The sequence below is a fragment of the Rhodococcus sp. B50 genome (assembly GCF_013602415.1).
In the GTDB taxonomy this organism is placed as follows: Bacteria; Actinomycetota; Actinomycetes; order Mycobacteriales; family Mycobacteriaceae; genus Rhodococcus.
Window position 1 is genome coordinate 611,623 of record NZ_WPAG02000002.1, and the last position, 25,361, is coordinate 636,983.

Consider the following 25,361-nt stretch of genomic DNA (forward strand, 5'->3'; position numbering starts at 1 on the left):
CCGCCGTCTCGTCACGTGCACGTCGTGGGCGACCGTCACGAAAGCCTCGAGAACCCGGGGAACGCAGGGAGCGTGGTACCGCCCGCCGCCCGTCGGGCCGGTCGGTGCGGTTGCGCACCGTGCTCGTCGGGGCGGGGGCCGTCGTGGTACTCCTCGGAGCGATCGCGGTGGCCTGGTTGTCGCCGTTGCTATCCGTGCGGGCGATCGAGGTGACCGGGATCGACGTCGTCACCTACGACGAGGTGGTCGACGCGCTCGAGGTCGCCGAGGGCACACCGCTGTTGCGGGTCGATACGGCGGCGGCGGCGCAGCGTGTCGCGACGATTCCGCGCGCGGCCTCGGTCCGGGTGCAGCGGGTGTATCCCTCCACCGTGCGCGTGACGGTCACGGAGCGGGAGGCGATGGTCTTCTTCGACGCGCCCGACGGTACCCACTCGGTCGACATCGAGGGGGTCGACTTCGCGGTCGAGCCGCCGCCGATGTTCACTCCGCGACTGGTGACGCCGTCGCCCGGCACGGGTGATCCCGCGACCCGCGCCGCCGTGGAGGTGCTCGACATGCTGCCGCCCGACCTGCGCGTTCAGGTCGAGACGATCGAAGCGCCGACGGCCTCCGACATCTCACTCGTCCTCACCGACGGGCGTGTCGTGGTGTGGGGTGGAGTCGATCGTTCGGACCGGAAGGCGGCGGTCGTCGGTCCGCTCCTGACGCAGCCGGGGGAGCGATTCGATGTGGCGAGTCCCGACCTGCCGACGGTGAGGTGAGGGATCGGCGAAATTCGTCCGGCGTGTCCGGCGCGTCTGCTGGCTAATCCCGGTACCCGTGCCATAGCGTTTCGGACAGCCGCGTTACTTGACATAACCTTCAAGCTGTGGTTGAGGGTTTGTCGAGACGTCGTGCTGCAGGCCGACCGCCCGCCAGGCGGGCGTGACCGACATGAGCCAGACCCAGCACCACCCAGACCCGAGCACCACCCGGAATCATGCACCACCCGGAACTTCAGGAAGGCGAGAGCACATGACGCCCCCGCACAACTACCTCGCCGTAATCAAGGTCGTCGGTATCGGCGGTGGCGGCGTGAACGCGGTCAACCGCATGATCGAGCAGGGACTCAAGGGAGTCGAGTTCATTGCCGTCAATACCGACGCGCAGGCACTGCTCATGTCGGATGCCGACGTCAAGCTCGACGTCGGTCGCGAATTGACCCGCGGACTCGGCGCCGGCGCAGACCCGGAGGTCGGTCGCAAGGCCGCCGAAGACCACAAGGACGAGATCGAAGAGGTGCTCAAGGGTGCCGACATGGTCTTCGTGACAGCGGGCGAGGGCGGTGGAACCGGTACCGGCGGTGCACCCGTCGTCGCGAGCATCGCCCGCAAGCTCGGCGCGCTCACCGTCGGTGTCGTCACGCGTCCGTTCTCGTTCGAGGGCAAGCGCCGCGGAGGGCAGGCCGACACCGGCATCCAGACGCTGCGCGAGTCCTGCGACACGCTCATCGTCATCCCCAACGACCGGCTCCTGCAGCTCGGCGACGCCGCCGTCAGCCTCATGGACGCCTTCCGTTCCGCCGACGAGGTACTTCTCAACGGTGTGCAGGGCATCACCGACCTGATCACCACCCCGGGTCTGATCAACGTCGACTTCGCCGACGTCAAGGGCGTCATGTCGGGCGCCGGCTCGGCGTTGATGGGTATCGGCTCGTCGCGCGGCGAGGGTCGTGCCATCAAGGCTGCCGAGGCGGCGATCAACTCGCCGCTGCTCGAGGCGTCGATGGAAGGCGCGCGTGGCGTGCTGCTGTCGATCGCGGGCGGCTCCGATCTCGGCCTGTTCGAGATCAACGAGGCTGCCTCGCTCGTGCAGGAGGCCGCGCACATCGACGCCAACATCATCTTCGGCACGGTCATCGACGACTCGCTCGGCGACGAGGTCCGAGTGACCGTCATCGCCGCCGGGTTCGAGGGCGGGACTCCTGCCCGCCGTCCCGTCGAGGTGGGTCAGCAGCAGCCGGGTCAGTCGCAGCAGCCGCAGCAGCAACAGCCGTCCGGCCGTCCCGGTGCGATCGGTGTCGCGCGCGCCGGCGAACTCGGCCGGCCGGAGCGTGAAGCCGTCGAGCCGACCCCGGTGCGGGATCCCGCGCCCGTGGCCGGCGGACAGCCTCCGGCGGGAGGGAACAACGCACCGCGCAGCGTGGACATCGACGACGACGGTGACGACGACGTCGACGTGCCGATCTTCATGCGCCGTTGACGGCTCCGCATCGACTGCTGCGCGCCCGCCGGGTCGTGACGACTCGGGCCGGCGGGGTGTCCGCGGCTCCGTACGACAGTTTCAACCTCGCCGACCACGTCGGTGACGACCCGGCCGCGGTCGCCGCCAACCGGCGGCGGCTCGCGTCCGTCATCGGGCTGCCGCCGGAACGGTTCGTCTGGATGGAGCAGATCCACAGCCGCAACGTCACCGTGGTCGACGGCCCGGTGACCGAACCGGTTCCGGCCACCGATGCGCTCGTCACGCGCGAGCCCGGGCTCGCGCTCGCGACCCTCAGTGCCGACTGCGTGTCGATCCTGTTGTCCGACGAGGTCGCCGGGGTGATCGCTGCCGTGCACGCCGGTCGTGTCGGCGCGCGCATCGGGATCCTTCCGCGCGTCCTCGACGTCATGGTCGACCTCGGAGCCCGCCCCGACCGGATCGGCGCACTGCTCGGACCGGCGGCGAGCGGACGGCACTACGAGGTGCCCGCGGCCATGAGAGCCGACGTCGAGGCCCACCTGCCGGGCAGCGCGACCCGCACGAGTCGCGGCACGCCCGGTCTCGATCTGCGTGCCGGTCTCCGCCGGCAACTCGTCGAGCACGGCGTGACGGCCGTGGTCGAGGATCCGCGGTGCACGATCGAGGACACCGCCCTGTTCAGTCACCGGCGCTCGGCACCCACCGGCAGGTTCGCCTCGGTCGTGTGGCTCGAGGAGACAGGCGAGGTGGGGACGGCGTGAGCGCTCCCGCCTCCGAGGACAGACGCCGCGAACTCGCCGGACGCCTCGTCGCCGTCCGTGAGCGACTGGACGTCGCGGCCCGCGCCGCCGGTCGCGATCCGTCGGACGTCGCGCTGCTCACCGTCACGAAATTCTTCCCCGCCTCGGACGCCGTGCTCCTCCACGAGCTGGGATGCGTACGTTTCGGCGAGTCACGCGAGCAGGAGGCGAGCGCGAAGATCGCCGAGTTCCGGGCGAGCGTCGCCGAGCCGGTCGAGTGGCACATGATCGGGCGAGTGCAGCGCAACAAGGCCCGTGCCGTCTCCCGCTGGGCGCACACGGTGCACTCGGTCGACAGTCTCCGTCTCGTGCACGCCTTCGAGAAGGGCGTGCGGGTGGCACTCGACGACGGTGAGCGCAGCGCGCCGTTGCGGGCCCTGCTGCAGGTCAGTCTCGACGGAGACCGTGAGCGGGGCGGCGTGGTGGCCGAGGATCTTCCTGCCCTCGCGGACGCCGTCGGCGCGTCCGAGGTTCTCGAACTCGGAGGCCTGATGGGTGTCCCACCGCTCGGGTGGGAGCCCGAGCGGGCATTCGAGCAGCTGCACGACCTGCATGCACGCCTGCTGCAGGACCACCCCGCGGCCGTGGAGTTGTCCGCGGGGATGTCCGGTGACCTCGAGCACGCGGTTCGGTGGGGTTCGACGTGCGTGCGTGTCGGAACGGCGGTCTTGGGGTATCGACCGTTAGCCTGAATGACATCCGCCGCGCGAGGGAAAGGCGATCGATGAGCACACTCCACAAGTTCAAGGCGTACTTCGGGATGGTGCCGCTCGAGGATTACGAGGACGAATACCTCGACGATCCGGCGAGTGGCCGCCGCGACCGCGAACGGGACTACGGCGACGCGCCTTACGGCGGCTATGCGCCGTCGCACCGCGACGAGTACGCCCCGTCGCATCGCGAGGAACCGGTCCGCGAGTTCGAGCACGACGAATTCGACCGGTACGAGCCGGCGCCCCGTCCGCGGGTCGAGCCCATCACTGCCCGCAGCGCGCGCCCGGCGCCCGCCCCGGCCCGCGCTGTCGCCGGTCGCGCATCCTTGGGTGCGGAGAGCCGGCTCGAGCGCGCCGAGCCCCGGCGTGGCGCGCTCTTCGACGAGGGAGGTCCGTTGTCCAAGATCACCACGTTGCGCCCCCGCGACTACAGCGAGGCGCGGACGATCGGTGAGCGTTTCCGCGACGGGACGCCGGTCATCATGGACCTCGTCGAGATGAGCAACGCCGACGCCAAGCGGCTCGTCGACTTCGCCGCCGGGCTCGCGTTCGCGCTGCGCGGCTCGTTCGACAAGGTGGCCACCAAGGTCTTCCTGCTCTCGCCCGCCGATATCGACGTCTCCGCCGAGGAGCGGCGGCGCATCGCCGAGACGGGCTTCTACAACCAGCAGTAGTCGACGCGCGAGGCACTCGCGCCCACGGCGCGCCTGTCACCATGGGCACGCCCGTCATCGCACGTCCGTTGCCGTCCCTCGAGTGTCCCGACACGCCCGGCCATGATGCAGATCACTGCAGGCCGGGCGTTTCGGTTTTGATCGACCCGTCCTTGTCGGGCATTGTGGGCAGGTGGCCGTTTTCGAGGTGCTGTGGTTCCTGCTGTTCATCTTCTGGCTTCTGCTGATCGGACGGATCATCGTCGAGTTCATCAGAACCTTCGCGCGGGAGTGGAAGCCGTCCGGCTTCGTCGTCGTCGTTCTCGAGGCGATCTTCACAGTCACGGACCCGCCGGTGAAGCTGCTGCGGAGATTGATTCCTCCGCTCAATCTCGGTGGCGTACGGCTCGATCTGTCCATCATGGTCTTGCTGTTCATCGTGTACTTCCTCATGGCATTCCTGCCCAGGGGCGGCGCAGCATGACGCCCCCGTCCGACGTCGTGTCGGGCAGTCCCGGAGCTGCCGTGTGCCACAATGGAGTGCCATATACAGTGGGTTTTGATACGCGTAACGCACTGTCGATAACTCAGAACGCCTGCTTGACCGCTTACTCGACGCGTGAAGGGATCCTTCCATGCCGCTGACACCAGCTGATGTGCACAATGTCGCGTTCAGCAAGCCTCCGATCGGGAAGCGTGGTTACAACGAGGACGAGGTCGATGCCTTCCTCGATCTCGTCGAGCAGGAGCTGACGAACCTCATCGAGGAGAACGCCGACCTGCGTCAGCGGGTGGCCGAACTCGACCAGGAGCTCGCCGAGGCCAAGAAGGCGCCGCGCACCGCGTCGTCGTCCGCACCGGCAGCCCCGTCCAAACCGGAACCCGCCCGCGTGGTGGAGACGCCCAAGCCGGAGCCCGCGCCGGCCCCGGTTCCGGCCCCCGCCCCGGTCGCCGCGGCACCGTCGAGCAGCGATGCGAGCATGCAGGCCGCCAAGGTCCTCGGACTCGCGCAGGAGATGGCCGACCGTCTCACCGGCGATGCCAAGGCCGAGGCCGAGGAACTCGTCCGCAACGCCCGGACCAATTCCGAGCAGCTCGTCTCCGATGCTCGCACCCGCAGCGAGGCGATGATCGCGGACGCGCGGCAGAAGTCCGACGCGATGCTCGCCGACGCGCGCACCCGCTCCGAGACGCAGCTGCGTCAGGCCAAGGAGAAGTCCGACGCCCTGCAGGCCGACGCCGAGAAGAAGCACACCGAGATCATGGCGACCATCAACCAGCAGCGTTCCGTGCTGGAGGGCCGTATCGAGCAGCTCAAGACGTTCGAGCGCGAGTACCGGGTGCGTCTGAAGTCCTACCTCGAATCGCAGCTCGAAGAGCTCGAGCAGCGTGGTTCGGCCGTTCCGGTGGACGGCGGACAGGAAGCGTTCAACCAGTCCAACTCGTCGTCGTTCGGGTCGTCGTCCTTCGCGAAGGGCAACAGCTGACCGACGGTCTCTCCGGCCTGGTGCTGTACGGCCCTGGTGCTGTACCTCGGTAGAGGAGGAGCGTCGTGCTCGTCGTCACGCTGGTACTCGCAGCTGTCGGATTCGGTCTCCTCGTGATCGCGTTGATGACCGGATCGGTGGTGTGGGCATGGGGTTGTATCGCGGTGTGCGTCGTGGGAGCGGTCATTCTGCTGGCGAGCGCACTCGGCGGACGAAGCCCGGCCGAAGGTGAGTGGGCCGATCCGCGTTCCATCGGGCAGGCCGGACGTGCCGGCCGCGCGTCGCGGCGGCGACGTCCCGGCGACCGGAATTCGTCGGAGCGTTGAAGCGTCCTACAATATGCACCATCGAGTGAAGCTCGATCCCGCGTATGCGGGGCGGCGTCGATCCGGCCATCACCGGGGAGCCTCCGGAAGAACGGCGACCCTGGCGGTCGCTCACTAGAACCGGACGGGTGGGCCCGTCACAGCCCGAACGAGTGGCCGTCCGTACCGGACGTGCAAGCGGGGTGGTACCGCGGTAGCCGTGCACGCGCACGGTGATCGTCCCCGTGCCGAGACGTATCCAGGCACGGAGGAGCCACGCTGTGACCGAGAACCACGCTGCACCGGATCCCACCGCAGCAACCGCCGGCAGCGCTGCCGGATATCCGCGCGTCGACTACGACCTGCCGCGCGATTCGGGTGTCGACTTCCCTGCACTCGAGGAGCGCGTCCTCGCACAGTGGGCCACCGACGGAACCTTCGAGGCGTCCCTGCGCAACCGCGACGGCGCCGACGATTTCGTCTTCTACGACGGCCCGCCCTTCGCGAACGGCCTGCCGCACTACGGGCACCTGCTCACCGGCTACGTCAAGGACGTCGTACCGCGCTTCCAGACCATGCGCGGCAAGAAGGTCGACCGCCGTTTCGGCTGGGACTGTCACGGTCTTCCCGCCGAACTCGAGGCCGAGAAGCAACTCGGCATCACCGACAAGTCGCAGATCGACTCGATGGGTCTCGCGGAGTTCAACGCCTACTGCAAGCAGTCGGTGCTGCGCTACACGGGTGAGTGGCGCGACTACGTCACCCGCCAGGCCCGGTGGGTCGACTTCGACAACGACTACAAGACCCTGGACCTCGACTTCATGGAGTCGGTCATGTGGGCGTTCAAGTCGCTGTACGAGAAGGGCCTGATCTACCAGGGCTTCCGCGTGCTGCCCTACAGCTGGTACGAGCAGACCCCGCTGTCGAACCAGGAGACCCGCCTCGACGACGCCTACAAGATGCGTCAGGACCCGGCAGTCACCGTCGACATGGTGCTGCGCGCCCCCGGCTCCGAACTCGACGGCGCGTGCGCCCTCATCTGGACCACCACGCCCTGGACCCTGCCGTCGAACCTCGCGATCGCGGTACACCCCGAGATCGAGTACGTCGCGGTGCGCGGCACCGACGACAAGACCTACCTGCTCGCGCAGGACCGCCTCGGTCATTACGCCCGCGAACTCGGCGAGGAGCCCGAGGTTCTCGGCCGCCACCGCGGTGCCGATCTCGTCGGCCTCGCCTACGAGCCGCCCTTCGACTTCTTCACCGGGCGGGAGAACGCCCATCAGGTCATCGCCGCCGACTACGTCACCACCGAATCCGGCACCGGAATCGTCCACCTCGCACCGGCCTTCGGTGAAGAGGACATGGAGTACTGCCAGCGCAACGGCATCGAGCTCGTGCAGCCGCTCGACCCGGGCGGCAAGTTCACCTCGATGGTCCCCCCGTACGAGGGCCTGCAGGTCTTCGACGCCAACCCGGTGATCATCAAGGACCTCAAGGCAGCCGGAAAGTTGTTGCGGCACGAGACCATCGAGCACTCCTACCCGCACTCGTGGCGGTCGGGTCAGCCGCTGATCTACATGGCGGTGCCGTCGTGGTTCGTCGCCGTCACCCGCTTCCGCGATCGCATGGTCGAGCTCAACCAGCAGATCACGTGGGTGCCCGAACACATCCGCGACGGCCAGTTCGGCAAGTGGCTCGAAGGTGCCCGCGACTGGAACATCAGCCGTAACAGGTACTGGGGCAGCCCGATCCCCGTGTGGGTCTCGGACGATCCGGAGTACCCCCGCGTCGACGTCTACGGTTCGCTCGACGAACTCGAACGCGACTTCGGCGTGCGGCCCACCGACCTGCACCGGCCGATGATCGACGAGCTCACCCGGCCCAACCCCGACGACCCGACCGGAACGTCGACGATGCGTCGCGTCCCCGAGGTGCTCGACTGCTGGTTCGAGTCGGGCTCGATGCCGTTCGCGCAGGTGCACTATCCCTTCGAGAACACCGAATGGTTCGACTCGCACTATCCCGGCGACTTCATCGTCGAGTACAACGGGCAGACCCGCGGCTGGTTCTACACGCTGCACGTCCTCGCGACGGCGCTGTTCGATCGTCCTGCCTTCAAATGCGTTGCCGCGCACGGCATCGTCCTCGGCGACGACGGCCTGAAGATGAGCAAGTCGAAGGGCAACTATCCCGACGTCAACGAGGTCTTCGCCCGCGACGGCTCCGACGCCATGCGGTGGTTCCTCATGTCGTCGCCGATCCTGCGCGGCGGCAATCTCGTCGTCACCGAGCAGGGCATCCGCGAGGGCGTGCGGCAGGCGCTGCTGCCGTTGTGGAACGCGTGGAGCTTCCTGCAGCTGTACGCGTCGAAGCCGGGAACCTGGCGGACCGATTCGCCGAACGTGCTCGACCGGTACATCCTCGCCAAGCTCGCACACACCCGCGAGGTCATCACCGAGGCGCTCGAGACCGTCGACATCGCCGGTGCGTGCGACGAACTGCGCACCTTCTGCGACGCGCTGACCAACTGGTACGTGCGGCGCTCGCGGAACCGGTTCTGGGACGAGGACACCGACGCGATCGACACTCTTCACACGGTGCTCGAGGTCGTCACGCGCTTGGCCGCGCCATTGCTGCCGATGGCGTCCGAGGTGGTCTGGCGGGGTCTGACCGGTGGCCGGTCGGTGCACCTGGCGGACTGGCCCGCGGCCGACGACCTGCCGTCGGATCCGGCGCTCGTTGCAGCGATGGACGAGGTGCGCGGGGTGTGCTCGACGGTGCTGTCGCTGCGCAAGGCACAGAAGCTGCGCGTGCGGCTCCCGCTGCCGGAGGTCACGGTCGCGACCCCGGGATCGGCGCACCTCGATCCGTTCGTCGACCTCATCAAGGACGAGGTCAACGTCAAGCGGGTCGTCACCACCGACGACGTCGAGGCCCACGGCCGCTTCGAGGTGGTCGTCAACGCGCGTGCCGCCGGGCCGCGCCTCGGCAAGGACGTGCAGAAGGTCATCAAGGCCGTCAAGGCGGGCGACTGGACGCAGGCGGAGGACGGCACGGTCACCGCAGCCGGAATCACGTTGCTGCCCGAGGAGTACACCAGCCGCCTCGTCGCGGCCGAACCGGAGTCCACCGCTGCGCTGCCGGGTGGCAACGGCCTGGTGGTCCTCGACACGACCGTCACCGAGGAACTCGAGGCCGAGGGCTGGGCCAAGGACCGCATCCGCGAGTTCCAGGACGCACGCCGCAACCTCGGCCTGGACGTCTCCGACCGCATCTCGGTGCGGTTCGAGGTTCCGGCAGAGCGCACCGAATGGGCTGCGCGCCACCGTGATCTGATCGCGGGCGAGATCCTCGCCACGACCTTCGAAGTCGGTGCGGCCGAGGGTGACGCGATCGAACTGGGCGAGGGGACGCGCGCGTCGATCGTCAAGGCGTGACTCGGCGCTGGGTGTTGCACCTGGATCTCGACGCGTTCTTCGCGTCCGCCGAGCAGTTGACCCGGCCGACCCTGCGGGGTCGGCCGGTCCTCGTCGGTGGGCTCGGTGCCCGCGGGGTGGTCGCGGGTGCGAGCTACGAGGCTCGCGTGTACGGCGCGCGCTCGGCCATGCCGATGAGCAGAGCACGCCGGCTCGTCGGACCGGCGGCGGTCGTGCTGCCTCCGCGCGGCATCCTGTACCGCGAACTGAGCGGACTCGTCTTCGACACCCTGCGGGCACGGATTCCGATCCTCGAGACCCTCTCTCTCGACGAGGCGTTCGCCGAACCTCCCGAACTGGCGGGTGCCGACGTCGACGAGGTGGAGCGGTTCTGTTCGGAGCTACGCGAACATGTCAGGGAGAGGACAGGTCTCGTCGCGTCCATCGGGGCGGGGTCGGGCAAGCAGATCGCGAAGATCGGATCCGGTCTCGCGAAGCCGGACGGTGCACTCGTCGTGCGGCCGGAGGGCGAACTCCCGCTGCTGCACGGCCTGCCCGTGCGCAAGTTGTGGGGGATCGGCCCGGTGGCCGAGGACCGGTTGCGGCGGCTCGGCATCGAGACGATCGGAGATCTCGCGGCTCTGCCGGTCGCCGAGGCGGCATCGATCCTCGGCGGCACAGCCGGGCCGGGCCTGCACCGGCTCGCCAACGGGTTCGACGACCGGCCCGTCGCCGAGCGCGCCGAGGCGAAACAGGTCAGTGCCGAGACCACCTTCCCGACCGACATCGTCGCGATGCCCGGGCTGAGGCGTGCCATCGCGGCGTCCGCGTCCGCTGCCCACTCGCGGCTGCGCAAGGACGGCCGGGCTGCCCGCACGGTGGTGCTCAAACTGCGTAAAGCCGACATGTCGGTGCTCACCAGGTCGTCGACGCTGCCCTACGCCACCGAGGACGTACAGGTGCTCACCGCTGCGGCCCAACGTCTCGCGCTCGATCCCCTCGAGATCGGACCCGTCCGGCTCGTCGGTGTCGGCTATGCGGGTCTGTCCGCGATCGCGCAGGACACCCTGTTCCCCGAACTCGACCGGACGACGACCGAGGAGTCCGGACCGGCCGAGGAGGAGGGCGAGGAGCTGGTCCCGGCGAGCGGATCGGCCACCCGCTGGACGCCCGGGGCCGACGTCAGCCATCCCGAATTCGGGCACGGATGGGTGCAGGGCGCGGGGCACGGGGTGGTCACCATCCGCTTCGAGACGCGCAGTACGGGTCCGGGACCTGCACGAACACTCGACGAGAACGAGCCTGGTCTCGTCGTCGCGGATCCGCTCGCGAGCCTGAACTGAAACACGTTCCCGGCGCCCTCATGGTCTTCTTACTACCGCCGGGTACTCTTGCGGGCGATCCGCTGCCGGATGACCGAGCACGACGAACGCATCGTGCACGACCGAACGAGAAGGACGAGAAGTTGAAGCTTCGCAAGATCACCGTCGCCACCGTGGCGCTCGCCGCCGCCCTCACGATGTCCGCCTGCAGCTCGGACGACGGCGGTAGCTCCGCCGAGACGACCGCGAAGACCAGCACGACCACGACCGCCGCGGCTCCGGCCGTCGACTACCCGCCGGTGCCCACCGTCGAGGAGCTCAACGCCGACCTCGCACGCGCCTTCGACCTCGGCGTCCCGGCCGCCGAGAAGACCGACCTGGTCCAGGGCGCCGAGCAGGATCCGGAGCTGATCAACATGGTCGCCCAGGCGGCCAACGACGCCGGCGTGCAGGTCAACGTCGTCGACGTGACCGACAACGAGAACGGCACCATCACCGCCGGTGTCGAGATGGCGCTCGCGGGCAGCGACCAGCCGTCCTTCGGCACCGTCGACTTCGTCGCCGAGGACGGCACCTGGAAGGTTTCCAAGGACTACGCGTGCTCCATCGTCATCAACATGGCGCAGCTGCAGTCCCCGGCCTGCGTGTGATGTAGTACTCGTCCCGAACGACTCGACGGCCGGCGCGGAACATCCGCGCCGGCCGTCGCCGTCGTCTCCCTGCTGTTTCGGACTACCGATCCGGAGTGGCCCAACCCACCCGGTCGACCTGCGACTGGGACAGCCGCGCTCCGCCGTCCGGCTCGACGTAGGTCTGATCGCCCCGTACCGTCAGCTCTCCGCGGACAGGCAGGGGGAGCGACGCGTCGACCGTCATCGAACCCTCACCGGCCATCGTGTACTGCTCGATGTCGAGGCGGCCCTGCCCGTTCGGCAGCACCCAGGTGGACTCGCGCGGTGTCTGTTCGACCTTCACATCGACCGTGATGCGATCGTCCTCGCGCTCGACGAGTGTCGCCGTCCCGACCTGGTCGAGGGTGATGCCGGCGCTCATCACCTGCTGGTGGATCTCCCACACCGCGCCCACCCCGATGGCTTCCTCCGGGAACGACACGATGCGATAGACGGCCTGGTAGAAGGCCTGCTCGATGGCCGACCGCGCGATGTTCGCCGCGTCGGGAGCAGGTTCGAGGCGCAGCGCGCTGATGGCGCCGGTCGGCCCGATCGTCAATCCGGCTCCGGAGCCCTCGGCATCGGACAGCGCCGACCCGAGCGTCCCGTCCGGTGACGTCGCCGACCCGACCGTGATGTCGACGACGGTGCTCGGATCCTCGTCGGAGATCGCCCGCTCGACCGTGGCCGAGAGCGGAAGGGTCAACTCGGGTGTGGAGAAGTCTTGTTGCGGGTCGTCGCCGACCCGTTGGAAGACCTCGGAACGGGTGGTGAGGACGACGCCCTGCTGCACCCCCGCCGCGGGAGCGACCCGCGCCACCGATCGGGGTTCGGCACCCGGGTCGAGCACTGTCGTGGTCACCGCCGATACGGGCACCGTCACCTCCGTCGATGTCGCGGCCGTGACGGCGGGCGCGCCGTCCGAAGGACCACCGCAACCGGCGACGAGAGCGGAGAGGGACAGCACAGCCGCGAGGGCACACGGCCCCGAGCGGGCGAATCTGGACAGCGCAGGCACGACACCCAGGGTAGCCACGACGGGAGGGGGAACCGCCGCGGTCGTCCGGGTAGGGGATGATGGAGCGGTGACGAACGAAGCTTCCCGACCAGACCGCGACGCGGATCCGCCGGTTTCCGGTCGTGCCGACGAGCCGGCGCCGTCCCCGTCCACCGGCGTCGGCAGGCGCATGCTGCGACCGTTGCTGCTCGTGGCGCTCGTCATCTACGTCGCGGATCTGGTGACGAAGGTGCTCGCCGTCCACTACATCGACCCGGCCGACCCGATCTCCATCGTCGGCGACACGGTCACTCTGAGGCTCATTCGCAATCCCGGCGCCGCGTTCTCGATGGCCACGGGCATGACCTGGCTGCTCACGCTGGTCGCGATCGCCGTCGTCGTCGGCATCGTGAAGATCGGCCGGACCCTGACATCGGGGTGGTGGGCACTCGGTCTCGCCCTGGTCCTCGGGGGAGCGCTCGGCAATCTCACCGACCGTCTGTTCCGCTCGCCCGGACCGCTCCAGGGCCACGTCGTCGACTTCGTGTCGGTCGGATGGTGGCCGGTGTTCAACGTCGCCGACTCGGCCATAGTGTGCGGAGCAATTCTGCTCGTCGCCCTGACCGTCTTCGGCATCGAACCCGACGGCGGCGCCTCGAAGGACCGGGACACGGCGCCGGACGAAACGAGAAAGGAATCACACCAGTGAGGGAAACCCGCGCGATGCCCGTACCCGACGGGCTCGACGGGATGCGTGTCGATGCAGGCCTCGCGCGCCTGCTCGGTCTGTCCCGGACCGTGGTCGCCACGCTCACCGAGGAGGGCGCCGTCGTGGTCGACGGCACGGCCGTGGGCAAGTCCGACCGGCTGTCCGGCGGCTCGTGGCTCGAGGTCGAGCTGCCCGAGCCGCCCCGCCCCCTGACCATCGAGGCCCAGCCCGTCGAGGGCATGGAGATCCTCTACGCCGACGACGACATCGTCGCCGTCGACAAGCCCGTGGGTGTCGCCGCCCACGCGAGCGTCGGCTGGACCGGCCCGACGGTGATCGGCGGTCTCGCCGCTGCCGGCTACCGGATCTCCACGTCCGGCGCCCACGAGCGGCAGGGCATCGTGCACCGGCTCGACGTGGGCACCTCCGGCGTCATGGTGGTCGCGACGTCCGAACGCGCCTACACCGTGCTCAAGCGCGCGTTCAAGGAGCGCACAGTAGAGAAGCGGTACCACGCGCTCGTCCAGGGGCATCCAGACCCGAGCAGCGGCACGATCGACGCACCCATCGGCCGGCACCGCAGCAGCGACTGGAAGTTCACGGTCACCGCCGACGGGAAGCCCAGCGTGACGCACTACGACACGATCGAGGCGTTCCAGGCCGCGAGTCTGCTCGACATCCACCTCGAAACCGGTCGTACCCATCAGATCCGCGTGCACTTCTCGGCGCTGCGTCACCCGTGCTGCGGCGACCTCACCTACGGCGCCGACCCGCGCCTCGCGGCGCGTCTCGGTCTCGAACGGCAGTGGCTGCACGCCTGCACCCTCGGGTTCTCGCACCCGACGCGCGGACACTGGGTCGAGATCACCAGCAAGTACCCGCCGGATCTCGAACACGCGCTCGGCGTGTTGCGCAACGCCTGACCGATGGGACGCGTTCTGCCCTGGGCCGCGGTGGCCGTCCTCGTGGTCGCCGTGCTCGTCGCCGGGTGGACCTCCCCGCCGCGGCCTGCCCCGGTGGGCAGCGACACCCTCGGCCCCGACAACGGGGAAGTGGTCGACGACTACCTGACGAGAGCGTCCGACAGCCTTGCCGAGGCCGAGGAGTCCGGGGATTCGGAGCACTGGGGGCTGGTGTCGTTCGCCGACACCGTCGGTATCGACCGGGTCGTCGAGATCACTGAAGAGGTGCGGGTGGGACAGGTGCTGTTCCGCCTGCCGCTCGATCGTGTCCAGACACCTCTGGTGCCGGTCGCGGTGCCGGAGAATCCGGAGGCGCTGCGGCGAGCCCCGTCGGTCGCCGCGGGCAGGCTGGGCTCGGTGGAGTTCGGAACGGAACGCGCCGAGCGGGTCGCCGCGGTCTCCGCGGACCGGCTCGCCGCCGGATGCGAGTGCGTCGTCGCGGTGGTGCTCCGCGGTACCGCCGCTCAGTTCCGGGCCGTCGCCGACGAACCGGACGTGCGCGCCGTGGAGGTTCTGCCGGCCGACGCGGTCGCGGGACGCTTCGCCGTGACCCCGCTGCTCCCCACCCATGTCGAGACGGTCGTGCCCGGCCCCGACGACGGGGAGGTGTGATGTCGCCCCGGGACGACAGTGCACCCGCGACGCCGTACGGTGATCCGGTGACCGACTCGGGACAACAGGGCGACTCGGGGCAACGGAGCCTCGTGCGCACGGGCGTGTTGTGCGGACTCGGCGCCTACGGGTTGTGGGGACTGTTCCCGGCCTATTTCGGTCTGCTCGAACCCGCCGGCGCCGTCGAGATCCTCGCGCATCGCGTGCTGTGGACCCTCGTGCTCATGCTGGTCGTACTCGGTGTCATGGGCCGCCTGGGCACCCTGCGCGGCCTGTCCGCCCGCACATGGGGTCTGGTCGCCGCGGCGTCCACCGCGATCGCAATCAACTGGGGCGTCTACATCTACGGCGTGGTCTCGGGCCGCGTGGTGGAGACGGCGCTCGGCTACTTCATCAACCCGCTCGTCAGCGTGGTGTTCGGTGTCCTGTTCTTCCGGGAACGCCTGCGGCCGGCGCAGATCGCCGCGCTGGTGCTGGCGGTGTGTGCGGTGGTGGTGATCACCGTCGACTACGGCAGACCGCCGATCATCGCCCTGACCCTCGCGCTGTCGTTCGCGTCCTACGGGGTGATCAAGAAGATCGTGCCGCTCGACCCGCGGACATCCCTGGCGGGTGAGGGGGTCGTCGCCGCCCCGTTCGCGCTCGGATACGTGATCTTCCTCGCGGTGACGGGCACCGGAACCTTCCTCGGGCACGGCGCGGATCACACCGCCCTGCTCGTCTCGGCGGGTCTGGTGACCGCGGTGCCGTTGCTGCTCTTCGGCGCGGCCGCGCAACGGGTCCCCCTCGCGACGCTCGGCATGCTGCAGTACCTCACGCCGAGTCTGCAGATGGCGTGGGGTGTGTGGGTACTCGGGGAGGACATGCCTGCCTCGCGGTGGATCGGTTTCGTCCTGATCTGGATCGCGCTGGCGGTGTACAGCACCGACGCACTCGTGCGGGCCCGTCGTCAGCGTGCCGTGGTCACCGCGGAGCACCGCGCGGCTTAGACTCGTCTCTGCCCACAGACATCCCGGGAGAGGCACGCGTGGCTGACTCGTTCGTTCATCTGCACACCCACACCGAGTACTCGATGCTCGACGGTGCCGCCAAGGTCGGACCGTTGTTCAAGGAGGCCGAACGGCTGGGGATGACGGCCGTCGGCATGACCGACCACGGAAACATGTACGGCGCCAGCGAGTTCTACAACGTCGCGAAGAAGTTCGGCATCAAGCCGATCATCGGCATCGAGGCGTACGTGGCGCCGGAGTCGCGGTTCTCCACCAAGCGTGTCCTGTGGGGCGACCGCAGCCAGAAATCCGACGACGTCTCGGGCTCGGGTGCCTACACCCACATGACGATGGTCGCCGAGAACTCGACGGGTCTGCGGAACCTGTTCAAGCTGTCCTCGCTCGCATCGATCGAGGGCCAGCTCGGCAAGTGGGCACGTATGGACGAAGAGCTCATCGCCCAGCACCACGAAGGCATCATCGCCACGACCGGCTGCCCGTCGGGCGAGATCCAGACGCGTCTGCGCCTCGGCCACGACCGCGAGGCGCTCGAGGCCGCTGCGAAGTGGCAGGAGATCTGGGGCAAGGACAACTTCTTCCTCGAACTCATGGACCACGGCCTGTCGATCGAGCGCCGGGTGCGCGAGGGTCTGCTCGAGATCGGCCGCAAGCTCGACATCCCGCCGCTGGTGACCAACGACTGCCACTACGTCACCAAGGATGCGGCCGCGAACCACGAGGCGCTGCTGTGCATCCAGACCGGCAAGACGCTCTCCGATCCCACCCGGTTCAAGTTCGACGGTGACGGCTACTACCTCAAGTCGGCCCAGGAGATGCGCGAGCAGTGGGACCGTGAGGTGCCCGAGGCGTGCGACAACACGTTGCTCATCGCCGAGCGCGTGCAGTCCTACGACGACGTGTGGACCCACCGCGACCGGATGCCCGTCTTCCCGGTGCCGGAAGGGGAGACGCAGGCGAGCTGGCTGCACAAGGAGGTCATGCGCGGCCTCGACCGGCGCTTCCCGGCCGGCCCGCCGCGCGAGTACGTCGAGCGCGCCGAGTACGAGATCAAGGTCATCAACCAGATGGGCTTCCCGGCGTACTTCCTCGTCGTCGGCGACCTCATCAACCACGCGCGCGAGGTGGGTATCCGCGTCGGACCCGGCCGCGGTTCGGCCGCCGGTTCGCTCGTCGCCTACGCCATGGGCATCACCAACATCGACCCGATCCCGCACGGCCTGCTGTTCGAGCGATTCCTGAATCCCGAACGCGTGTCGATGCCCGATATCGATATCGACTTCGACGATCGCCGCCGCGGTGAGATGGTGCGGTACGCCACCGAGCGGTGGGGCAACGACAAGGTCGCACAGGTCATCACGTTCGGCACCATCAAGACGAAGGCCGCGATCAAGGACTCCGCGCGAGTGCAGTTCGGCCAGCCCGGATTCGCGATCGCCGACCAGATCACCAAGGCCCTGCCGCCGCCGATCATGGCGAAGGACATCCCGGTCTCGGGCATCACCGACCCGAGCCACGAGCGGTACAAGGAAGCCGCCGAGGTCCGTCAGCTGATCGAGACCAACCCGGACATCAAGAAGATCTACGACACCGCGCTCGGCCTCGAAGGCCTGATCCGCAACGCGGGTGTGCACGCATGCGCGGTGATCATGTCGTCCGAGCCGCTCATGGACGCGATCCCGCTGTGGAAGCGCGCGCAGGACGGTGCGATCATCACCGGCTGGGACTATCCGTCCTGCGAGGCCATCGGCCTGCTGAAGATGGACTTCCTCGGTCTGCGCAACCTCACGGTCATCGGCGACGCGATCGAGAACATCAAGGTCAATCGCGGGATCGATCTCGACCTCGACACCCTCCCGCTGGAGGATCCGGCCACCTACGAACTGCTCGCGCGCGGCGACACACTCGGCGTGTTCCAGCTCGACGGCAGCGCCATGCGCGACCTGCTGCGCCGCATGCAGCCCACCGGCTTCGAGGACATCGTCGCAGTGCTCGCGCTGTACCGCCCCGGCCCGATGGGCATGAACGCGCACAACGACTACGCCGACCGCAAGAACGGGAGGCAAGAGGTCAAGCCGATCCACCCCGAACTCGAGGAACCGCTGAAGGACATCCTCGCCGACACCTACGGCCTGATCGTCTACCAGGAGCAGATCATGCAGATCGCTCAGAAGGTGGCCGGTTACTCCCTCGGGCAGGCCGACCTGCTGCGTCGCGCGATGGGTAAGAAGAAGAAGGAGATCCTCGACGAGGCTTACGACGGCTTCGCGCAGGGCATGAAGGACAACGGCTTCTCGCAGGCGGCGATCACGGCGCTGTGGGACACCGTTCTGCCCTTCGCCGGTTACGCGTTCAACAAGTCGCACGCCGCCGGCTACGGCCTCGTGTCGTTCTGGACCGCCTATCTCAAGGCGAACTACCCCGCCGAGTACATGGCCGGTCTGCTCACCTCCGTCGGCGACGACAAGGACAAGGCCGCTGTCTACCTGTCCGACTGCCGCAAGATGGGCATCACGGTGCTGCCCCCGGACGTCAACGAGTCGCACACCAACTTCATGTCGGTGGGGGAGGACATCCGGTTCGGCCTCGGCGCGGTCCGTAACGTCGGCGCGAACGTGGTCGCTTCGATCATCAAGGGACGGGAGGAGAAGGGCCGCTACACCGACTTCTCCGACTATCTCAACAAGATCGACACCATCGCGTGCTCGAAGAAGGTCACCGAATCCCTCATCAAGGCAGGCGCTTTCGACTCGCTCGAACACCCGCGTAAGGGACTGATGCTCGTCCACGCCGACGCGATCGATGCGGTGATGAGCACGAAGAAGGCCGAGGCGATCGGCCAGTTCGACCTGTTCGGCGGGGCCGACGCCGACGAATCCGTCGCCGCGGTGTTCAACGTCCGCATCCCCGAGGAGGAATGGGACACCAAGCATCTTCTCGCCCTCGAACGGGAGATGCTCGGTCTCTACGTCTCCGGGCACCCGCTCAACGGTGTCGAGCACGTCCTTGCGTCCCAGGCCGACACCCAGATCCCGGCGATCCTCGAGGGCGCTCTCAAGGACGGCACCCAGGTCACCGTCGGCGGCATCCTCGCCTCGGTGAACCGCCGCATCAACAAGAACGGTCTCGCCTGGGCGTCCGCGCAGCTCGAGGATCTCACGGGTGGCATCGAGGTGCTGTTCTTCCCGCAGTCCTACGCCGTCTACGGCATGGACGTGGTCGAGGACTCGGTGGTCCTCGTCAAGGCCCGCGTATCCATCCGCGACGACCGGATCTCCCTGATCGCCAACGATCTCGTCGTCCCCGACCTGTCGCAGATCGGGGTCGCGAAGCCGGTCTCGGTATCGATGCCCACCCGGTTGTGCACCCCCGACAAGGTCGGGGCCCTCAAGAATGTGCTGACGCGCCATCCCGGTTCGTCCGACGTGCACGTACGGCTCATCACCGGCAGCAAGGTCACGGTCCTCAAGCTCGACGACAGTCTGCGGGTCGAAGCGTCGTCGGCGCTCATGGGCGACCTCAAGGCGCTGCTCGGGCCGGGTTGCCTGGCAACCTAGCGGTCTCGCCGCGCGGTGCGAGCGCCGTCGGGTGCACGACCGAGTTCTGCTGCGCCCCTCGTCCGGCCGATGCGGTTCACGATCGGCGCACGATACACCCACGCCGAACCGCTGCCCCTTCGTAGAGTGAAAGATCTCGAGGGGGGAGAGCGCCATGACCGCCACAGGACCGAAAGCCACCCCCACGGTGCGCGGTGCGGCGTCGGCAACGATCGGCGTGGAAGAGGAATTCGTCCTGGTCGATCCTCACACCGGCCGTCCCCGGTTGCGAAACCTCGACGTGATCGAGGCCGGACGCGAACTCGGCATCGACCTCACCGTCGAGCTCTCCCGATGCCAGATCGAGACCGCCACCGCGGTGTGTACTCATCCGCAGGACCTACGCGAACAGTTGCGCCGCTCCCGTGCTGTCGCAGCCGAAGCCGCAGCGCGCGCCGGATGCCGGCTGGTCGCGGTCGGAACACCGATTTTCGAGCCTCCGGCGGGATCGACCACCGACACACCTCGCTATCAGCGCATGGCACAGCACTTCGGGGGCATCGCCGACGGCGTGATCTGCGGATGCCACGTGCATATCGGTGTCGATGATCGTGACCGCGCAGTAGAGATCATCAACCATCTGCGGCCGTGGCTTCCCACCCTGCTGGCGTTGACCGCGAACTCCCCGATCGCCGACGGCCGGGACACCGGCTATGCCGACTGGAGATATCTGAGGTGGGGGCGCTGGCCGAGCGCGGGGCCGCCGCCACAGTGCGCCTCGGCCGCAGAGTACGACGCGGCGGTCGAATCGCTGCTCGCCACCGGCACGATCCTGGACCCACGCATGGTCTATTGGGATGTGCGGATCTCCGCTCGTCATCCGACCATCGAGATCCGCGTTGCGGACGTACCCGCGACCGTCGAGGAGACCGTCACCCTGGCCACCTTGGTGTATGCGCTGGTCGCCGGGGCGACAGCGTCGATCGAACGCGGTGAGGCGGCGCCGTCGGTCGGTCAGGACCTGCTGCGCGCGGCGTGCTGGAGAGCCGCCCGGGACGGTCTGGCCGGTCGCGGTGTCGATCCTTGCTCTGCGCAGCCGGTTCCGGCCGTGGAATTGATACGCCGACTGCTCGTCCGGGTCGGGCCGGTTCTCGAAGAACTCGACGCCTATCGATCCGTGGACGAGGCTCTGACAGTAGTCCTGGCCCGAGGTAACGGGGCGATCCGGCAACGCCGCATCCTCGACCACGGTGGTTCCCTCACCGATGTGATCGCCGACGCGGCACGGCGCACCGTCGAGGGCTGCACGCCTGATCTGTCGTAGGCGGTCAGGGATCTGGGGAAGTCAGGGATCGCATCGATCGGCTGCACGATGCAGGATCGGAAGTCGGGGGGTGCAGGTGGGGGATTGTTCGCTCAGGAGCGGAATGCGTGCCGCTGGAACCGGCGGACCCACCACACGAGGACGGTGACCGCGGCCGCGCCGAGTACGGCGCTCTGTGCGCTGGCGGTGACGACGAGGACCACGAGCAGGGTGAGGATGCCCGTCGCAAGTGCTTCGAGCTTGTACAGGGGCCAGATCGTCCCGGCGATGTCCACACCGTCGGTGCGCTCACGGGATACCCGGGTATCGAGCACGGACATCTCGGTGCACCTCCTGAAGGCCGAACGGAAATCTTTCTTCAGGATAGACGCAGGGAAGAGTTCGGGCCACCGAACTCGGCGATCGAGCGGCGACCGTCACCACGACCGTGTTGACTGACGGACATGCCACTGCACGGAGAGTACGAACCGAGTCCCGTCGAATGGAGCGCGAAGCAGGTCGAGGAGTACGAGTCGTCGGGCGGTACCCGCGGCACGACCCTCCAGGGTCGGCCGGTGATCATCTTGACCACGGTCGGCGCGAAGTCCGGCAAGCTCCGCAAGATCCCTCTCATGCGCGTCGAGCACGAGGGTGCCTATGCCGCCGTTGCTTCGCTGGGCGGCGCTCCCGAGCATCCGGTCTGGTACCACAACGTCCTGGCGAATCCGCACGTCGAGTTGCGGGACGGCACCGAGGTATGGGACATGATCGCCCGCGAGGTCCACGGCGACGAGAAAGCGCAGTGGTGGGAACGTGCCGTCGAGGCGTTCCCGCCGTACGCGGAGTATCAGGAGAAGACCGACCGTGAGATACCGGTCTTCGTGCTCGAGGTCGCGGAAGACTCGGAATCGATCGCCGAGGGTGCTGCGGGCGCGTAGTCGATCGCGGCGAAGACTCCGAAGAATCCGGAGGTGCTGCCACCGCTGTGAGACGGGTCCCGCCGTGGTGGGCGATTCCGGCAAGTGGCAGCATTGACGGGTGACCTCCACTTCGCGAACCGCAGAACCGACGACCGCGACTGCCGTGCCCGGCGCGGCCGACATCGATGCGGCTGCCGAGCGAATTTCGGAGGCGGTCGCCCCGACGCCGCTCGAACCGAGCCCCCGGCTCTCGGCCCTCGTGGGCGCGAACGTCTACCTCAAGCGTGAGGATCTCACCCGGGTGCGGTCTTTCAAGCTCCGCGGCGCGTACAACGCCATGGCCCAGCTCGACGCGGCCGAGCGCACCGCAGGCGTGGTCACGGCGAGTGCAGGAAACCACGCCCAGGGTGTGGCCTACGCGTGCCGGGTGATGGGAATCCAGGGCCGCATCTACGTGCCCACCCGCACCCCGAAGCAGAAGCGCGACCGGATCCGTGTGCACGGCGGGGACAGCGTCGAACTCATCGGCGTCGGCGACACCTTCGACGCCGCGGCCGCAGCGGCCGCGGACGATGCGCTCCGCACCGGAGCGACGATGATCCCGCCCTTCGACGACGCCCGCACGGCCGCCGGGCAGGGCACGATCGCGCGCGAGATCCTCGAACAACTCGACGGTGATCTCGACGTCGTGCTCGTCCCCGTGGGCGGGGGCGGTCTCATCGCCGGCGTCGCCGCATATCTGCGCGAACGATCCCCGCGCACGTCGATCGTCGGGGTCGAGCCCGCCGGAGCAGCATCGATGACCGCCGCTCTGGTCGCGGGCGGCCCGGTGACGCTGCCGGAGGTCGAGCCGTTCGTCGACGGCGCCGCGGTCAAGCGGATCGGCGACGTCCCCTACGCGGTCGTGTCCGAACTCGGTGCGGAGGTCGTGTCCCATTCGAGCCTGCCGCTCGTGGCCACGCTGCGCCGGGAAGGGCTCGGCCGCGCGCCGTTCGGGATGACCCAGGTCGACGAGGGTGCACTGTGCACCACGATGCTCGATCTGTACCAGAACGAGGGCATCATCGCCGAGCCCGCCGGCGCTCTGTCCGTCGCTGCCCTCGGCGCGGTCTCGGTGCAGCCCGGAGCGAACGTGGTGTGCCTGGTGTCGGGCGGCAACAACGACGTCTCACGCTACGGCGAGATCGTCGAGCGGTCGCTCGTCCACCGCGGACTCAAACACTATTTCCTCGTGGACTTCCCCCAGGAGCCCGGCGCGTTGCGCCGGTTCCTGGACGAGGTCCTCGGACCGGACGACGACATCACCCTGTTCGAGTACGTCAAGCGCAACAACCGGGAGACCGGTGCTGCCCTCGTCGGTATCGAACTGGGTGCTGCAGAAGATCTTTCGGCCCTTCTCCATCGCATGGACGCATCGCCCATCGACGCGCAGCGACTCGAGCCGGGGTCGCCGGCCTACCGTTATCTGACGTAACCGGGCAGCCCGGTCACGTCAGGGTGGTGTGCAGTCACCAGCGATTGCACACCAACCACGGGCCCCACCAGTAGCAGTCGGGCCGCCAGTAGTTGTGCCGGTGATGGTCGCGGTCGTACTTCTTGTCGTGATGGTTGTAGTTCTTGTCGTGATCGTGGTGGTCGTATCTTCCGTGGTCGTCGTGGCCTCCGCTGACATACACGATCCCGGGCGCGGTGTCCACGGTGGGGGACGCCGATGCCACTCCGGCGGGAGCGAGGACGAGGGCGGTGCTGAGGAATACGCTCGCCAGAATCTTCTTGGGTTTCATGGTGATTCACCTCGAGAATTCGACGGTACTTGAGACGGTACTCGCCCACTCGTGGCATAATCAACGACTTTTTCGCTTGCCGAACGTTATCGCTGGGGTGTCGCCGGTGCCTCCAGGACGGCGAAGGACCAGCCCGGGACGAGTACCGCGGATTCGGTACGATTCACCACCGGTTCGTCCCACCACAGCAGCGGTTTCCCGCCGACCGGCACGGTGACGGGATCGGGTCCGAGATTGCAGGCCACGCGCAGCGCTCCGCGGTGCACGACGAGCCACTTCTCCTCCTCGTCGTATGTCACGTGCACGTTCTCGAGCCAGGGATCGGTGAGCTCGGCGCGCGCACGCCGGAGCGCGATGAGGGCCCGGTAGCACTCGAGCAGCCGGGCGTGCCCGTCCTCGTCGCGTTCGTCCCAGCGCAGCTTCGACCCGACGAATGTCTCCGGATCCTGCGGGTCGGGTACGTCGGCGGCGTCCCAGCCGTGTTCGGCGAACTCGCGTCGGCGACCCTCGACGACGGCCGCGGCGAGCTCCGGTTCGGGATGCGACGTGAAGTACCGGAAGGGTGTGCTCGCACCCCACTCCTCGCCCATGAACAACATCGGGGTGAACGGTGAGGTGAGCACGAGCGCGGCCTTCAGGGCGAGCTGTCCGGGCTCGAGATAGGCTCCCGGCCGGTCGCCGAGCGCCCGGTTGCCGACCTGGTCGTGCGTGCAGGTGTAGGCGACGAGACCGCTCGCCGGGGTCCGCCGGGTGTCGAGCGGGCGTCCGTGGATGCGTCCGCGGAAGGTCGAATACGTCCCGGCGTGGAAGAAGCCGTGCCCGAGCGTGTACGCGAGGCAGTCCAGGGAGCCGAAGTCGCCGTAGTAGCCCTGTCGTTCGCCGGACACGGCCGCGTGGATCGCGTGATGGACGTCGTCGGCCCACTGCGCGTGCAGCCCGTATCCGCCACCGGGCCGTGGGGTGATCAGCCGCGGATCGTTCAGGTCCGATTCCGCGATCAGCGACAGGGGGCGACCGAGATGTGCGGACAGGCGGAACGTCTCGACGGCCAGTTCCTCGAGGATGTGCGTCGCGGTGTGGTCGACCAGCGCGTGCACGGCATCCAGGCGGAGTGCGTCGATGTGGAAGTCGCGGAACCAGCGCAGCGCGTTGTCGAGGATGTACCTGCGCACCTCACCGGAACCCGGGCCGTCGAGGTTGATGTTGTCGCCCCAGATGCCCGGTGCTGCGGAGAGATAGGGACCGAAGCGGCCCAGGTAGTTCCCGGACGGGCCGAGATGGTTGTACACGACGTCGAGCACGACTCCGAGACCTCGCGTATGGGCGGCGTCGACGAAGCGCTGCAGGGCGTCGGGGCCGCCGTAGGGCTCGTGCACCGCGTACCAGAGCACCCCGTCGTAACCCCATCCGTGGGTGCCGTTGAAGGCGTTGAGCGGCATGAGTTCGACGAATTCGACGCCCAGATCCACGAGTTCGTCGAGTCGGTCGATCGCGGAGTCGAGGGTGCCCTCGGGGGTGAAGGTCCCCACGTGCATCTCGTAGACGATGCTTCCCGTCAGTTGCCGACCGGTCCAGTCGCGATCGGTCCATTTCGTCCCGTCGACCACGTGCACCTGTGACGGCTCGTGCACGCCCTCCGGCTGCCGCGGCGACCGCGGATCCGGAAGCACCGTCCCGGTGTCGTCGTCGAGCACGAAGCCGTATCGGGTGTCGGGGGCGACGTCGACGGTGGTGCGCCACCAGCCGTCGTCGTCGCGTTGCATGTCGTGGAGCGTTCCGTCGGCGAACAATCGGACGGACGACGGGATGGGAGCCCAGACCTCGAAGGTATGCACCCGACCAGCATGCCGTGTCGGCGGTGCCGGTGCAGGGATTGACGCCGTCGAGCAGTCGGCCTGTCGCGCGTCAATTTTGTTGCAGCTGCAATGCACTCGA

23 protein-coding genes are annotated in these 25,361 nt (G+C 68.2%); 19 read left to right on the top strand and 4 right to left on the bottom strand.

Annotated features, from left to right (window positions below; translation table 11 throughout):
* Positions 1 to 104: 104 nt before the first annotated feature.
* The 11 genes from GON09_RS03190 to GON09_RS03240 all read left to right on the top strand — a co-directional run bounded on the left by GON09_RS03190 (position 105) and on the right by GON09_RS03240 (position 11,575).
* Positions 105 to 764: a cell division protein FtsQ/DivIB gene (locus GON09_RS03190; protein ID WP_213930565.1), complete on the top strand. Its 660-nt coding sequence runs from the start codon at positions 105 to 107 to the stop codon at positions 762 to 764.
* 253 nt (positions 765 to 1,017) lie between these two features.
* A complete protein-coding gene (gene ftsZ, locus GON09_RS03195; protein WP_213930566.1) occupies positions 1,018 to 2,244 on the top strand; it encodes a cell division protein FtsZ in 1,227 nt (408 codons plus the stop codon).
* A complete protein-coding gene (pgeF, locus tag GON09_RS03200; RefSeq protein ID WP_213930567.1) occupies positions 2,241 to 2,987 on the top strand; it encodes a peptidoglycan editing factor PgeF in 747 nt (248 codons plus the stop codon). The genes ftsZ and pgeF overlap by 4 nt, the downstream gene beginning before the upstream one ends.
* The gene (locus GON09_RS03205) at positions 2,984 to 3,718 is read left to right on the top strand and encodes a YggS family pyridoxal phosphate-dependent enzyme (protein ID WP_213930568.1); all 735 of its coding nucleotides are present in this window, start codon (positions 2,984 to 2,986) and stop codon (positions 3,716 to 3,718) included. The genes pgeF and GON09_RS03205 overlap by 4 nt, the downstream gene beginning before the upstream one ends.
* A gap of 32 nt (positions 3,719 to 3,750) precedes the next feature.
* On the top strand, positions 3,751 to 4,413 hold the full coding sequence (locus GON09_RS03210; RefSeq protein ID WP_213930569.1) for a cell division protein SepF: 663 nt from the start codon (positions 3,751 to 3,753) through the stop codon (positions 4,411 to 4,413).
* Positions 4,414 to 4,585: 172 nt separating this feature from the next.
* Positions 4,586 to 4,876 (top strand): YggT family protein, encoded by a 291-nt coding sequence (locus GON09_RS03215; protein WP_006554132.1) that lies wholly within the window; start codon positions 4,586 to 4,588, stop codon positions 4,874 to 4,876.
* Positions 4,877 to 5,027: 151 nt separating this feature from the next.
* Entirely contained in the window at positions 5,028 to 5,879 is an 852-nt protein-coding gene (gene wag31 / locus GON09_RS03220) for a DivIVA-like cell division protein Wag31 (RefSeq protein ID WP_213930570.1), read from the top strand.
* A 65-nt stretch (positions 5,880 to 5,944) separates the two neighbouring features.
* The gene (locus tag GON09_RS03225) at positions 5,945 to 6,205 is read left to right on the top strand and encodes a hypothetical protein (RefSeq protein WP_213930571.1); all 261 of its coding nucleotides are present in this window, start codon (positions 5,945 to 5,947) and stop codon (positions 6,203 to 6,205) included.
* Between the two features lie 260 nt (positions 6,206 to 6,465).
* Positions 6,466 to 9,624 carry an isoleucine--tRNA ligase gene (gene ileS / locus GON09_RS03230; protein WP_213930572.1) on the top strand — a complete coding sequence of 1,053 codons (3,159 nt, stop codon included), beginning with the start codon at positions 6,466 to 6,468 and terminating at the stop codon, positions 9,622 to 9,624.
* An 11-nt stretch (positions 9,625 to 9,635) separates the two neighbouring features.
* Positions 9,636 to 10,946 carry a DNA polymerase IV gene (locus GON09_RS03235; protein ID WP_213934251.1) on the top strand — a complete coding sequence of 437 codons (1,311 nt, stop codon included), beginning with the start codon at positions 9,636 to 9,638 and terminating at the stop codon, positions 10,944 to 10,946.
* 122 nt (positions 10,947 to 11,068) lie between these two features.
* Complete coding sequence (locus tag GON09_RS03240; RefSeq protein WP_213930573.1) at positions 11,069 to 11,575, top strand: hypothetical protein; 507 nt, start codon at positions 11,069 to 11,071, stop codon at positions 11,573 to 11,575.
* An 82-nt stretch (positions 11,576 to 11,657) separates the two neighbouring features.
* Here the strand turns inward: GON09_RS03240 and GON09_RS03245 are convergent, their stop codons facing one another.
* A complete protein-coding gene (locus tag GON09_RS03245; protein WP_307854297.1) occupies positions 11,658 to 12,614 on the bottom strand; it encodes a hypothetical protein in 957 nt (318 codons plus the stop codon).
* A 67-nt stretch (positions 12,615 to 12,681) separates the two neighbouring features.
* Between GON09_RS03245 and lspA the strand changes: the two genes are divergently transcribed.
* The 6 genes from lspA (at position 12,682) to GON09_RS03275 (ending at position 20,743) form a co-directional block, all read left to right on the top strand.
* Positions 12,682 to 13,302 carry a signal peptidase II gene (gene lspA / locus GON09_RS03250; RefSeq protein ID WP_213930574.1) on the top strand — a complete coding sequence of 207 codons (621 nt, stop codon included), beginning with the start codon at positions 12,682 to 12,684 and terminating at the stop codon, positions 13,300 to 13,302.
* 14 nt (positions 13,303 to 13,316) lie between these two features.
* The gene (locus tag GON09_RS03255; protein WP_213934253.1) at positions 13,317 to 14,225 is read left to right on the top strand and encodes an RluA family pseudouridine synthase; all 909 of its coding nucleotides are present in this window, start codon (positions 13,317 to 13,319) and stop codon (positions 14,223 to 14,225) included.
* A gap of 3 nt (positions 14,226 to 14,228) precedes the next feature.
* The gene (locus tag GON09_RS03260) at positions 14,229 to 14,876 is read left to right on the top strand and encodes a hypothetical protein (protein ID WP_213930575.1); all 648 of its coding nucleotides are present in this window, start codon (positions 14,229 to 14,231) and stop codon (positions 14,874 to 14,876) included.
* A 47-nt stretch (positions 14,877 to 14,923) separates the two neighbouring features.
* Positions 14,924 to 15,865 carry an EamA family transporter RarD gene (gene rarD / locus GON09_RS03265; protein WP_307854298.1) on the top strand — a complete coding sequence of 314 codons (942 nt, stop codon included), beginning with the start codon at positions 14,924 to 14,926 and terminating at the stop codon, positions 15,863 to 15,865.
* A 38-nt stretch (positions 15,866 to 15,903) separates the two neighbouring features.
* Positions 15,904 to 19,440, top strand: coding sequence for a DNA polymerase III subunit alpha (gene dnaE / locus GON09_RS03270; RefSeq protein ID WP_213930576.1), 3,537 nt, complete (start codon positions 15,904 to 15,906; stop codon positions 19,438 to 19,440).
* A 154-nt stretch (positions 19,441 to 19,594) separates the two neighbouring features.
* Positions 19,595 to 20,743, top strand: a complete 1,149-nt coding sequence (locus GON09_RS03275) for a carboxylate-amine ligase (protein ID WP_213930577.1) — start codon at positions 19,595 to 19,597, stop codon at positions 20,741 to 20,743.
* 92 nt (positions 20,744 to 20,835) lie between these two features.
* On the opposite strand, the gene GON09_RS03280 is transcribed toward GON09_RS03275, so the two are convergent.
* Positions 20,836 to 21,063 (bottom strand): hypothetical protein, encoded by a 228-nt coding sequence (locus tag GON09_RS03280; RefSeq protein WP_213930578.1) that lies wholly within the window; start codon positions 21,061 to 21,063, stop codon positions 20,836 to 20,838.
* 123 nt (positions 21,064 to 21,186) lie between these two features.
* On the opposite strand from GON09_RS03280, the gene GON09_RS03285 reads away from it, so the two are divergent.
* Both GON09_RS03285 and ilvA read left to right on the top strand, forming a co-directional pair.
* Entirely contained in the window at positions 21,187 to 21,660 is a 474-nt protein-coding gene (locus GON09_RS03285; RefSeq protein WP_213930579.1) for a nitroreductase family deazaflavin-dependent oxidoreductase, read from the top strand.
* 100 nt (positions 21,661 to 21,760) lie between these two features.
* A complete protein-coding gene (ilvA, locus tag GON09_RS03290) occupies positions 21,761 to 23,116 on the top strand; it encodes a threonine ammonia-lyase IlvA (protein ID WP_213930580.1) in 1,356 nt (451 codons plus the stop codon).
* Positions 23,117 to 23,150: 34 nt separating this feature from the next.
* Here the strand turns inward: ilvA and GON09_RS03295 are convergent, their stop codons facing one another.
* Complete coding sequence (locus tag GON09_RS03295; RefSeq protein WP_213930581.1) at positions 23,151 to 23,426, bottom strand: hypothetical protein; 276 nt, start codon at positions 23,424 to 23,426, stop codon at positions 23,151 to 23,153.
* A gap of 86 nt (positions 23,427 to 23,512) precedes the next feature.
* Positions 23,513 to 25,261, bottom strand: coding sequence for a malto-oligosyltrehalose trehalohydrolase (gene treZ / locus GON09_RS03300; RefSeq protein WP_213930582.1), 1,749 nt, complete (start codon positions 25,259 to 25,261; stop codon positions 23,513 to 23,515).
* Positions 25,262 to 25,361: the final 100 nt, after the last annotated feature.